Annotated in this window: 11 protein-coding genes; 8 read left to right on the top strand and 3 right to left on the bottom strand. The window is 42.6% G+C overall.

The genetic code is table 11. The features are described 5' to 3' along the window. The first annotated feature begins 2 nt into the window (after positions 1 to 2). The 6 genes from hutI (at position 3) to OA79_RS02740 (ending at position 6520) form a co-directional block, all read left to right on the top strand. Positions 3 to 1241, top strand: coding sequence for an imidazolonepropionase (hutI, locus tag OA79_RS02765; protein ID WP_063331680.1), 1239 nt, complete (start codon positions 3 to 5; stop codon positions 1239 to 1241). Further along, positions 1238 to 2053 carry an N-formylglutamate deformylase gene (hutG, locus tag OA79_RS02760; protein ID WP_063331679.1) on the top strand — a complete coding sequence of 272 codons (816 nt, stop codon included), beginning with the start codon at positions 1238 to 1240 and terminating at the stop codon, positions 2051 to 2053. The genes hutI and hutG overlap by 4 nt, the downstream gene beginning before the upstream one ends. Positions 2054 to 2302: 249 nt before the next feature. Next, positions 2303 to 2614 (top strand): type II toxin-antitoxin system RelE/ParE family toxin, encoded by a 312-nt coding sequence (locus tag OA79_RS02755; RefSeq protein WP_063331678.1) that lies wholly within the window; start codon positions 2303 to 2305, stop codon positions 2612 to 2614. 2 nt (positions 2615 to 2616) lie between these two features. Then, the gene (gene nadS / locus OA79_RS02750; RefSeq protein WP_063331677.1) at positions 2617 to 2907 is read left to right on the top strand and encodes a NadS family protein; all 291 of its coding nucleotides are present in this window, start codon (positions 2617 to 2619) and stop codon (positions 2905 to 2907) included. 76 nt (positions 2908 to 2983) lie between these two features. Then, positions 2984 to 3964 (top strand): AAA family ATPase, encoded by a 981-nt coding sequence (locus OA79_RS02745; protein WP_063331676.1) that lies wholly within the window; start codon positions 2984 to 2986, stop codon positions 3962 to 3964. Between the two features lie 12 nt (positions 3965 to 3976). After that, entirely contained in the window at positions 3977 to 6520 is a 2544-nt protein-coding gene (locus OA79_RS02740; RefSeq protein ID WP_063331675.1) for a S8 family peptidase, read from the top strand. Positions 6521 to 6595: 75 nt separating this feature from the next. Here OA79_RS02740 and OA79_RS02735 read toward each other — a convergent pair whose 3' ends face one another. Further along, the gene (locus OA79_RS02735; protein WP_063331674.1) at positions 6596 to 7252 is read right to left on the bottom strand and encodes a nitroreductase family protein; all 657 of its coding nucleotides are present in this window, start codon (positions 7250 to 7252) and stop codon (positions 6596 to 6598) included. Positions 7253 to 7397: 145 nt separating this feature from the next. Between OA79_RS02735 and OA79_RS02730 the strand changes: the two genes are divergently transcribed. Further along, positions 7398 to 8336, top strand: coding sequence for a LysR family transcriptional regulator (locus OA79_RS02730; RefSeq protein ID WP_063331673.1), 939 nt, complete (start codon positions 7398 to 7400; stop codon positions 8334 to 8336). Positions 8337 to 8500: 164 nt separating this feature from the next. Next, entirely contained in the window at positions 8501 to 9541 is a 1041-nt protein-coding gene (locus OA79_RS02725) for a cache domain-containing protein (protein WP_063331672.1), read from the top strand. A gap of 5 nt (positions 9542 to 9546) precedes the next feature. Here OA79_RS02725 and OA79_RS02720 read toward each other — a convergent pair whose 3' ends face one another. Together OA79_RS02720 and OA79_RS02715 are read right to left on the bottom strand one after the other, a co-directional pair. Then, the gene (locus OA79_RS02720) at positions 9547 to 11124 is read right to left on the bottom strand and encodes an EAL domain-containing protein (protein WP_197465346.1); all 1578 of its coding nucleotides are present in this window, start codon (positions 11122 to 11124) and stop codon (positions 9547 to 9549) included. Positions 11125 to 11352: 228 nt separating this feature from the next. Further along, a complete protein-coding gene (locus tag OA79_RS02715; RefSeq protein WP_063331670.1) occupies positions 11353 to 11877 on the bottom strand; it encodes a peroxiredoxin in 525 nt (174 codons plus the stop codon). Positions 11878 to 11917: the final 40 nt, after the last annotated feature.

Genomic DNA, 11917 nt, shown 5'->3' with positions numbered 1-11917 from the left:
CTATGACTCATATTATGGGGCACACAGATGGCCCCTTGATACTAGACAGTCTTTGGTATGGTGCTCATGTAGCAACGATGCAAAACGGGCATTATTCAGTGATTGAAAACGCTGCCATTGGTGTTCGGGATGGTTACATTGTGTGGCTCGATGACATGACCAAATTACCCGCTTATGACGCTCAGCAAGAGCATGACTTTGCGGGTGGTTGGGTAACACCTGGCTTGATCGATTGCCATACGCATTTGGTGTTTGGTGGCAATCGAGCGGGGGAATTTGAGCAGCGTTTAAATGGCGTAAGTTATCAAGAGATAGCTAAGCAGGGTGGTGGTATTGCTTCCTCTGTGAAGGCTACGCGTGATGCCAGTGACGTCGAGTTAATCAGCAGTGCCTCTCGTCGATTAAAAAGCTTGATGGCCGATGGTGTGACCACGGTCGAGATTAAATCGGGTTATGGTTTGTCTCTCGATTCAGAGCTAAAAATGCTTGGCGTGGCGACGGAGCTAGGAAAGCAATTTCCGATGACGGTGAAGCGCACATGCTTGGCAGCACACGCCATGCCACCTGAGTTTGACGACAAAGATGCTTATATCGATTTCCTTTGTGACACGGTGTTACCAAACGTCGCTGAACTGGGTGTGGCTGACGCTGTGGACGCTTTTTGTGAAGGCATTGCTTTCAGTACTGAGCAGGTGTCACGTTATTTTGAAAAAGCCAACGCCTTGGGTTTGCCAATAAAAATTCATGCGGAACAGCTTACCTCACAAGGTGGCACTCGTATGGCGGCGTCGTTTCAGGCGTTATCTGCCGATCACATTGAGTTCATAGAAGAGGCAGATGTAAAAGCCATGGCCGAGTCAGGCACAGTGGCAGTGTTATTACCTGGGGCGTTTTTCACTTTAAAAGAAACCCAAAAGCCACCGATTGATTGGTTACGTCAATATCAGGTGCCGATGGCCATTGCCACTGATGCGAACCCGGGCACATCACCTGCTTTGTCGTTGCGTTTGATGATGAACATGGCCTGTACCTTGTTTGCTTTGACGCCAGAAGAAGCCTTGGCTGGTGCCACCATTCAGGCGGCAAAGGCGCTTGGTATGGCCGAGACACACGGCTCTTTGGCGGTTGGCAAAGCGGCAGATTTTGTTTGCTGGGATGTGGAAAGCCCAGGCGAGCTGTGCTATTGGTTGGGCGGTCAGTTATTGAAACAGCGCATTCAGCAGGGGAAATTAACATCATGAGTGAATCTGTGTCATCTATTGAGTCTCCATTTGAGTTTACCCAAGGGGATTCCCCGTTACTCGTCAGTATGCCGCACTCAGGTTTGAACCTCACCCCAGACGTGGCGGCGGGATTAACGGATTTGGCGGCGAAACTGCCGGATACGGATTGGTTTATTCCTGAGCTCTACGGTGATCTGGCTGACTTGGGGGTTGGTTGTATTAAAGCCAATTATTCACGTTATGTGATTGATTTGAATCGTCCTTATGATGATAAACCGCTTTATGAGAGCAAAACCACAGGGCTGTTTCCTGATATTTTGTTTGTGGATCAACCTGTGTTTAACGAAGGGAGCCTTCCTTCTGATGCGCATCGTCAAGCGTGCAAAGAACACATTTGGCGTCCTTATCACGCTACCATTGCGAAAGAACTGGTTCGCCTGAAAGACAAGTTTGGTTATGCCATCTTATTCGATGCTCACAGCATTGCCGCCGAAGTGCCCATGTTGTTTGACGGTCAATTGCCAGACTTTAACTGGGGCACCAATCATGGCGAGTCATGTGATCAGGCTCTGCCGAGTATGCTCACGCAAGTCTTACGTCCAAATTACACCCAAGTGCTCAATGGTCGATTCAAAGGTGGTTACATTACTCGCCAATTTGGTCAGCCAGCAGAAGGCATTCATGCCATTCAACTCGAACTGTCTCAAGCCACCTACCTCGATGAAAGCGCTGCTCAGCATAACGAGTATCGCTTGGATCAAAGTAAGTTACCCTTTATCCAACAGCAGCTTAGAGAAGTGATGGAAGGCATTTTGCAGGTTCGAGTGTAATTTTTCCTATTGTTTTGAAAGCGTCCCCATGCTGTGAAACGGCATGGGGATTTTTTTGATCATAGGATTTACTCGCTTTCATTTCTCTTGACGCCAAGGGAATGGAACGTCATGGTGGAAGACTCAAATTTATAGGAAAAGGAATTCTTATATGTTCAAAAGCTATTTCTTAGCGTCTTCTACTTTTTATTATTTCTGTATGAATTATAATCGACAAGATACGTCAATGACGTATAATTTGGTGATGCTATGGTGATTATTGAAACCTCTATTTTCACCAAACTCATCACTGACTTAATGACAGATGACGAATATAAAGCATTACAGGAAGCCTTGGTGATTCAGCCTGATCTTGGTGTCTTAATTAAGAACAGTGGCGGTTTAAGGAAAGTCCGTTGGTCACTGGATGGTCGTGGTAAAAGGGGCGGTGTGCGAATCATCTATTACTGGATGACCAGTCAAGATCAAGTTTATATGCTGTATGCGTTTTCGAAAAATACACAAGAAAACTTAATCGATGCACAAATCAAAACCTTAAAACAAATAGTGGAGAGGTGGTAGCTATGAACGACAATATGTTTAACGAACTACTTGAAAGCGTACAACAAGCCGATGACATCATAAAAGGCCAAAACACAGCAGCACGCATCACGGAATTTGCCGAGCCAGAAGTAAAAGTGATTCGGACAAAAACTGGCTTGAGTCAAAGCCGCTTTGCTAGCCTGTTAGGAGTTAGCAAGCGTACTTTAGAGAACTGGGAACAGGGCCGTCGTCAGCCAACAGGGCCAGCTCGGGCCTTACTCAAAATCGTTGATGCCGACCCTGAACATGCGCTAAAGGCGTTGCATGGGTAGCGTTAGTTAATGAATTAGCTGTTTCTTTCATCTATACTCACGGTTGAAAAATGAACATTAATTAAGTGTGGATACCATGGCCAGCTCAACTCAAATTAAAGCTTTAATGCAGTCGCATATCGACCAAGATGACGATAGGTTTTTATCTATTGCGCTTCAGGTTGCCGCGCATGAAGCGAGAAGTGGTCATGGCAAGCTTGCTCAAGAATTAAAATCATTGGTTGATAAAGCGAAGAAAAAAAGTCGTGAAAATCTCCCTGTATCCATCGCAAATAGCATAAAAGACACTACTGGATTGTTATCGACAAGCCATTCTAAGCTTCGCCTTAATGACTTGATTGTATCCTCTGAAGTGAAGGGGCGATTAGAGCGTTTAGTCAAAGAGCAGAAGCATTTGGTCACGCTTAAAAATCATGGGTTATCCCCTAGAAGGAAATTGCTGCTTGCTGGAAAGCCTGGAACAGGCAAAACCTATACAGCATCTGTTTTAGCTGGGGAGTTGAATTACCCACTATTTGAAGTTCGACTCGATGCCGTCATCACTAAATATCTTGGTGAATCGTCAACCCAATTACGTCAGATTTTTGATGCTATTAGAGAGGTTAGAGGCGTCTATTTCTTCGATGAATTCGATGCCCTTGGTTCCCATCGTGGATCTAATAATGATGTCGGTGAAGCAAGGCGGATACTGAATAGCTTTTTACAAATGATTGAGCAAGATGACTCAAACAGTGTGATTGTCTGTGCAACTAACCATATTGAGGCGCTTGATCATGCCTTGTTCCGTCGTTTTGACGATGTTATTCGATATGAGCTGCCTACTGAAGACGAAATTGTGTTGTTGTTTAAATCTCGCTTGCGTGGATATGTTGCTAAGAATTTTTCATGGAAAAAATTAGCTTTAGTCGCTCAAGGTCTAAGCAATGCAGAAGTAACCCTTGTTGCCAACGATGCTATCAAAGAAATGTTGATCCATGATCACCCTGCTATTTCACTCGAAATGCTTAATTGCGCAATTCAAGACAGATTAAATATGAGTAAGCATTTCACCATTTAATAAGGAACATAAATGGCGAATAACGATTTTGATAAACCACATTTTTTCTTAAACTCGACTGCGATACCAAAACACTTTACAGCTCATGGTGGAGGAGAACCTAAATTAACTCGTCCTCTAGATGATCGTCTTTCACACAGCCATAAACTTCGTGGTGATTTAGCGACCATTTCAACGAATTTCAAAGCATTAAAGTTTGAAACTGAAGCAATTTCATTAGAAATGCCATTAGGCATCCAAATTGAATTTGAAAGCTTTTCAGGTATTGAAATGGCAGTTGAAAGTCTTGCCTATGCCCCTAAAAAAATTGACCTTTTAAATGTAAAAAATATCAAAGAAGCTGGCCAACATAAAACCATTGCTACGGTATTTCTTCCTGATGGGCAGTTGGTTTATTTTGAGAAAAAGCTCAAAGACTACGTGGAAGAGAAAAAGAATATAAATGGAGATCCAATAGATAACCAGAAGCTGATTGATTCCATTAAGTCAATTCGAAGTGCCGTATTTTCTGCAATTTGGTCTGATGATGATTCGTTTTTACCTGTTGATAAAAATGATTCTGTTTGGTGGGAAATATGGCTGTCTACACCAAACAGAAATAAGCCTAAAAAAGATGGTATCAACAATTTTAGTAAAGAAATTGTGTCCGACTTTACTAAAATTGCCAACCAGTTAAAAATTAAAGTTTCTCCACATAAACTGCTTTTCCCTGAGCATACTGTGCTGCAAGTTAAAGCCAGTCAAAAGCAACTTTCAAGCAGCTCATTACTTCTAAACCGCGTTGCAGAGATTAGAGCGCCTCAAGTGACAGCTGAGTTTTTTGATGTCATGCCAAGTGAAGAACAAAAAGAGTGGTCTAAAGAATTACTAGAACGTTTGAATAAAACGGATAATGGTAGCGAACCTTATGTTTGCATTATTGATACTGGCGTGAATGTTGAGCACCCATTGTTAAAACCTTTTACTGATATCAATAGTCAGATGACGATAACCCCAGACGCAGACCCAACGGATAAGAATGGTCATGGTACAGGAATGGCGGGATTGGCCATGTGGGGAGACCTAACCGATGCGCTTGCGACAAGTAATAAGTTCGACATTGGCCATAGGTTAGAGTCTGTTAAGGCTTTAAATCATAATGGAGATAATGCAGATAAACCTCTTGGGCTAGTAACATCTGATGCCGTATCTGAAGTCGAGAATATTTATGCTGCTCGTAATCGTATTTTCTCAATGTCCTTATCAGCTAGTACAGGAACAGATCGAGGAAGAGCGTCATCTTGGTCAAGTGCATTGGATGCCTTAACGTCAGACTATTTAGCTGAAAGAGCATATCCCAAATTATTTATGGTGTGTGCTGGTAATACGGGTAGTGACTTGAAAGCCTTAATAGATTATCCAGATTACAATTTTCTGCAAGATATACATGACCCTGCTCAAGCTTGGAATGTGATTACTGTGGGGGCTTATACCAACAAGGTAACGCTTACAGAGTCAGGTGATTATCAGCCATTAGCGAAATCTGGTGGCTTATCACCTTACAGTACAACATCAACCATTTGGGATAGAAAGAATACGCCTATTAAGCCTGATATTGTGTTTGAAGGGGGCAACATTGGCAGAGACCTGTTTGGCTGCGCGGGAATGCATGACTTGAATTTATTGAGTACTAATAGTGACTTTTCTCAACGTCATTTTCAAACGACAAATGCCACCAGTGCAGCGACAGCCTTAGCGGCTCGTTTTGCCGCACAAGTGAAGGTGGAATATCCTAACCTTTGGCCTGAAACGGTTCGAGCATTAATGATTCATTCTGCTGATTGGACGGACGAAATGTACCAGTTAGTTTCAGCTAAACATACGGATAAACATATAAATAAAGGTAAAATGGCTGAATTAGCAAGAATTGTTGGCTTTGGTGTGCCCAATATAGAAAAAGCCATTAAAAGTGCCAATAATTCATTGTCTTTGGTAATTGAAGATGAGTTGCAACCTTTTTATAAACCTAAAGGAAAGTCTGTAGCAACTAAAGACATGCATTTGCATGATTTGCCTTGGCCGAAAGAAACTTTGCAGAGCATTGGAGTGGAAGATATTGAATTAACGGTAACGCTTTCTTACTTTGTCGAACCCAACCCATCGAATCGAAATATTCTAGATAAATACGGTTATGCAAGTCATCAACTTCGTTTTGCTGTGAAACATCATGAAGAAAGCGAACAAGCATTCCAAAGACGAATTAATGCCGCAGAGGAAGGAGAAAATTTAGATTCTTCTAGCGACTCAGAAGGTTGGAGTTTTGGTATCAGGAATAGACACCGAGGTTCAATACATAAAGATATATGGAAAGGTAGTGCTGCATCACTTGCTGAACGGGGGCAAATAGTGATTTATCCGGCGACTGGCTGGTGGAGAACTCGAACCTCTCATGAGCGCTATAATTCAAAGGTAAGATATGCACTAGTCGTTTCACTTTCTGTTCCTGAAGTTGAAGTTGATATCTATAGTGAAGTGGAAAATGAAATAAAAGTACGAGCTATGGTGCCCATAAAGTAAAAATAGTAAGTTTTTGTTCCTAAAAAAGCAGGCCTTGTTGGCCTGCTTTGAAAAGGGAACGGAATCTTGCTCTGCTTATAGTACTTTGACGACGTCTGCTGCTGCCAAACGTGATTTAGGCAGTGGCGCGTTGTAGTCGTTAGTTTCGTCACGGTAGCCTATCGCGAGTGCGACGTCACACTGATAACCTTCCAGCTCATCGGCAAACAATTCACTGATTAGTTCGTGGTCTACGCCTTCCATTGGCGTGGAATCAATGTTCAAGCGCGCTAAGGTGTGCAAGGTATTACCAAAGGCAATGTAGGTTTGTGCTTTGGTCCAAGGGGCATTGTTACCTTGCTCATCTGTGTTCATATCTACAAAAGCAAAGGCGCCAAAGGCTTGTTCGCGATTTTCCGCAGGTGTACGGCCAGATTTGATGTCTTGATCAATCACTTTGGCATAGTCATCACGGCTGTAATGGGTTTTGTGAGCAAATAAGACAATGTGAGACGCGGTTTTGGCGTGCTTCTGGTTAAACTGAAATTTGTTTGCGAAGGTGTCATGAAAACGCTGCTTGGCGGCATCACTTTCAATCACAATGAACTTCCAAGGTTGTGAGTTAATGGAAGACGCTGATAAACGCAGGCTTTCATAGATGATGGCTAAATCGTCTGCTGAAATGCGTTTTTCCGCATCGTATTGTTTGGTGGTGTAACGTGCAGTTAAGTCTTTAATGATTTCGTGTGACATGTGTGTTCTCCGTAAATTGGGACTGGGTCAACAAAAGATGATGCTATGGTAGGGCTTGTCAGGGAAGGGAAAAAGCGGCTATGGTTTGAATTATTGTCAAATAATATTTGATAATAAGCATTTTTTACAATATTGAGATTAGATAATGCAGCTAGACGATTTATTGGTGGTGATTAAGGTTGCAGAGTTTCGCAGTATTACCGCGGCCGCAACACACCTGGATATGCAGGTGGCGACGGCCAGTGCGGCGGTCAAACGGGTTGAAGCTCAGTTGGGCAGTGAACTGTTTGTTAGGACGACGCGACATTTGAGGCTGTCCAGTGCTGGTGAGCGTTATTTACCGCAATGTCAGGCTGCCTTGGCGATGCTGGATCAGGCCAAACAAAGCATGTATCAAGAGGCGGACAGCATCCGTGGTGAAGTACGCGTTGCTGTATCGTCAGATTTGGGGCGGAATCTCGCTTTGCCTTGGATAGACGAGATTATACAGCAGCACCCTAAGATGACTCTGCGAGCACACATTAGCGATAGTAATATTGATTTCTACCGTGATGCACTGGACATGGCATTACGTTATGGAGCACCAACGGACGCTAACTTGTATGGGTTTAAAATCTGCAATGTGCCGCGCTTTCTGGTCGCCAGTCCGGAGTATGTAGCGCAATATGGTAAGCCGGCCCACCCTGATGAGCTTTCTCAATTCAGTGGTTTGTTTTACCAATTACAAGATATATTAAATGACACTTGGGTGTTTTCTGATGGCCGCAAAACGTATAAAGCGAAGCCTAAGGCCACCCGTGCCGCCAATGATGGCGATATGGTTAGGCGTTGGTGTGTGGCGAGTAAGGGCTTGGCGGTAAAGTCAGGTTTAGATATCGCTAAGGATTTATTAGCCGGGCGTTTGCTGCCATTGATGCAAGATTATCAAATTGAGCAAGGGGAATTATGGCTGATTTGCCCAAGTCGACAATCCATTACGCCAGCGGTACGGCTGTTACGTGATGCCCTGCGAGAGCGTAGTCGAGATCTGTTAATGCAATTAGTGAATAAAAGTATGGTGCCGTCTTCTATATTGGATTTATAGGCCATCTAATCCGATTTGTTAGTCTATTTGAGGAGGCGAGTCATTGTCATTTTCGTTTACTTATTACTTGGATATGACGACAGAATGAACTACATAAAAAAACAATAAATTTGAGCTGAAGCATCGTATAGTGAAATCAATCAATTCACTCTAAGAGAGAATATATGAAGCTTTCCAGTAAATTCAATTTGATTGTGTTCGTGATGTTTTTTGTCATTGCTGGCCTGTCATATTTGTCTATTTATACCTTAAAAGAAAGCCTTATTGATGCTCGAAAACATGAAATTCAGTCGATTTTGAAATTTGCGGTGAATCAAGCGAGCCATTATATAGAACAAGAAAAGAATCAGACATTGACGCGTGACGAAGCGGAAAAGAAAGTCGAAGCGCTTTTCTCAACGATGCGATTCGATGACTATTATGTTTGGGCAAACGATGCCAATGGCATTGCGAGAGTGCATATTAAAGAGTTGGTGGTGGGGGTTTTTCAGCCATCTTATGCTAAGTATGTCAGTTATTTAAATGAACACCCTTTCATGTTTAGAATTGGAGAAAGTCGTAAAGCCTCGTCCGATGCTTTGTTTGTGAAAATCAATGGTATGACCTTGTTGCCAGATTGGCGATGGATGATTGGCGTTGGCGTCTATATGGACGAATTGGATGAGACCTTAAGTCAGTATACTTACCTTGTCATTGCGTTGGCGACATCGTCGTTTTTACTTCTTGTGTGTGTCTTACTGTGGGTGTATCGAAACACGATGGGTGTGTTAGGTAAGGACCCTATTCAAGCGTTGAGTTTGATGAAAAAAGTCGAGCGAGATGGTGTTCGTTATCTTACTAAAGAAGGGGTTCCTAAAGGCAGTTTACTTTATCTAGTGGGCAACAGCTTCGAGCATTTTTATCGGGCTTTTGAAGTCTTACAGCAAGATGCTTGTACCTTAGCGGACAGAACGGAAGACGTGACGTTAGCGATACAGGACGTGGAAAAGATAATGCAGCAAGTATTGGACAAAGGTCGTCAATTATCAGATGCCATGTCGCAATCTTCTGAAGCCCATTTGGCGGATATTCACACCACCTACTTGGCGTTATTGCAAGATCTTGAAAATGCCTTGGCACAACTGAGTCAGGCGATTGGACAATCCTCAAAGGTCAAACACGATGCGAATAAGATCATTGATGATTTAGACCATCTGGACTTTTAAAACGTCTAGTCCACGTCGTTCGCTAAAAATGTAGCGCTGGTAAAAGGCTGATTTTTTAGTAGTTTACCAATGGTTTTGGCATCAACTGCTTTCGAATACAACCAGCCTTGGCCAATGGCATTTGGTGTGTGTTGCGTCAGATAATCAACTTCCTCAAGTGACTCAATACCTTCAAAAACAAGCTTCACATCCAAGTTGCTGACCAATTGAAAAATACTGTCTAAGGTGATTTGGTTGACGGTTTGCGTGCCAATGGACTGAATGAACATTCTATCAATTTTGATTTCATTTGGTTCAAAGGCGGTTAACCAGGACAAATTCGAAAAGCCTGTGCCAAAATCATCCAGTGAAATTTGATAGCCTTTACGAAGAAAGCGCTTGGTTGCTTGTTTTAAAACGTTATTTTGTGCTGCTGAGCGTTCGGTCACCTCAAAAATGATTTGTTGTGGATGAATGCCTCTTTGTTTTATTTGTTTTTCAATGAAATGTAAAAAGCTTTGATTTGAAAGGTCTTGGATGGATAGATTGATGCTAAGAGTAAATTCTGAGTCCGCTTGCAAATAGCGGCGCATGTCGTCCAAATTCTTCTTCACAAGCTGCTGAGTCAGCGGTGTGATGAGTTTGTTTTGCTCAGCGCAAGCAATGAATTTATCAGGAGAAACCGTGCCCAGTTCTTGGTCTTGCCAACGGGCTAACGCTTCAATACCAATGATTTTGCCTGTTTTTAGCTGGACTTTGGGTTGGTAAAGGGAATAAATCTGGTCGTTTTTTAAAGCGTATTTTAAACGGTAGATCAACGAACGTCGGTTGGATTTAAAAATGGCCCAACTAATGGCGGTTAATAAGCCAAAGAATACTCCGACAAGAATACTCCAAAGCCATTGCCCAAGACTCATGTCGTAATAACCGGTTTTTTTATCGATTGCCGTGGCGCAGAAGCTGAAGCCCTCAGGGCAAATGCTTAACGTTAAGAAATTATTATCGGTGGGCAACCATGGTACGTTATCTTGTGGGTAAGAAATCGCCCTGTCAGCCTCTTCTAAGGTAATGTCATCGAAGGTGCGATAAATATGCTGCTCTTTTGAAGAATACAGCACGACACCGGTTTTACGAGCGTAGCGAGTTAAATTAGTAAAGGTCGCAGGGGAAGGGATAACAAAAGCATCCCCAGAGCTAAACACGGCGCGTCTCAGACCTTTAACAAAGAGGCCGTTTGTTATGGGCCAGCTAATACGAAAAAGATTGTCTTTATTGCCTTCATCAGGAAGTTTAATAGGCGGTAAAAATTCACCCCATAAAGCAGAACACACAAGCTTATGATCCGCTGTAATACGTCCTATGTCTTCAATATAAGGGTATTTTAATAGGGTCTTTCGCATGCTATTGAGGTCTTCGTTAGAGCAGGCGACTTGATGATTGGTGATGGCTAAATTTAGACTGGCATGCATTTGGAAGACGGATTGCTCGGTACGGTCAATAACGCCTTCTAAATAATTTTGTAGAGAATGTTTTTCTTGGTAAAGGTAGAAAAGATGATGAATGTAAAGGCTGGCACTGATGGAGAGAAGAAGGTAAATCGTCACTTTTTGCCATGATGGAAGCAGAACTGATGACAATATCATATCAAGTATGATGGATTTCTTTCGAAAGTATCTCAGCATGAATGGTGCTTCTATCTTAATGTGTAATACATAATTTAAAACCTTCTAAAAGATCCTAATCGATTATGTATTAGAAATGAAATAGGGCACATAAAAAAGGGAAGGTCTGTTAATAAACCTTCACTTTTTGTTATTTAGTGTGAGCTAAGATTAACGATTTTTCAGATAAGCCAACATAGTATCGGCATCAGACACTTCAAATGGGTCACTTGGCGCATTGTCTTGGTAGCCAGACTCACTGAACATTTGTTTGATAGCGCCGTCTTCAACGTGCATCGCATAACGCCAGCTGCGCATACCAAAACCAAGGTTATCTTTTTTCACCAGCATGCCCATTTGGCGGGTGAAATCACCATTACCATCTGGTAATAAGAAGACATTTTTGGCGTTTTGACTTTTGCCCCACTGGAACATAACGAAAGCATCGTTTACTGACACACAAATCACCGCATCCACACCTTGGGCTTTGAATTCATCGTACCGTTCTTCGTAGCGCGGTAGGTGCGACGTTGAACAGGTTGGTGTGAACGCACCAGGTAGAGAAAAAACCACCACGCTTTTACCCTTGAATAAGTCATCGGTAGTGACATCTTTCCATTCAAATGGGTTGGGGCCACCAAGGTCTTCATTACGTACACGGGTTTTAAAGGTTACCTGAGGGACATGCTTTAACATGAATTTTCCTTTTTTGGATTAGTAAGAGATTGATTAAAGT

The organism is Marinomonas sp. TW1 (assembly GCF_001625355.1).
Classification (GTDB): domain Bacteria; phylum Pseudomonadota; class Gammaproteobacteria; order Pseudomonadales; family Marinomonadaceae; genus Marinomonas.
This window is presented reverse-complemented; position numbering and strand designations above follow the sequence as displayed.

What these genes read in the sequence shown, in the direction of transcription:
- hutI (WP_063331680.1), top strand. Translation starts at nt 3, where the DNA reads ATGACTCATATTATGGGGCACACAGATGGCCCCTTGATACTAGACAGT.
- hutG (WP_063331679.1), top strand. Translation starts at nt 1,238, where the DNA reads ATGAGTGAATCTGTGTCATCTATTGAGTCTCCATTTGAGTTTACCCAA.
- OA79_RS02755 (WP_063331678.1), top strand. Translation starts at nt 2,303, where the DNA reads ATGGTGATTATTGAAACCTCTATTTTCACCAAACTCATCACTGACTTA.
- nadS (WP_063331677.1), top strand. Translation starts at nt 2,617, where the DNA reads ATGAACGACAATATGTTTAACGAACTACTTGAAAGCGTACAACAAGCC.
- OA79_RS02745 (WP_063331676.1), top strand. Translation starts at nt 2,984, where the DNA reads ATGGCCAGCTCAACTCAAATTAAAGCTTTAATGCAGTCGCATATCGAC.
- OA79_RS02740 (WP_063331675.1), top strand. Translation starts at nt 3,977, where the DNA reads ATGGCGAATAACGATTTTGATAAACCACATTTTTTCTTAAACTCGACT.
- OA79_RS02735 (WP_063331674.1), bottom strand. Translation starts at nt 7,252, where the DNA reads ATGTCACACGAAATCATTAAAGACTTAACTGCACGTTACACCACCAAA.
- OA79_RS02730 (WP_063331673.1), top strand. Translation starts at nt 7,398, where the DNA reads ATGCAGCTAGACGATTTATTGGTGGTGATTAAGGTTGCAGAGTTTCGC.
- OA79_RS02725 (WP_063331672.1), top strand. Translation starts at nt 8,501, where the DNA reads ATGAAGCTTTCCAGTAAATTCAATTTGATTGTGTTCGTGATGTTTTTT.
- OA79_RS02715 (WP_063331670.1), bottom strand. Translation starts at nt 11,877, where the DNA reads ATGTTAAAGCATGTCCCTCAGGTAACCTTTAAAACCCGTGTACGTAAT.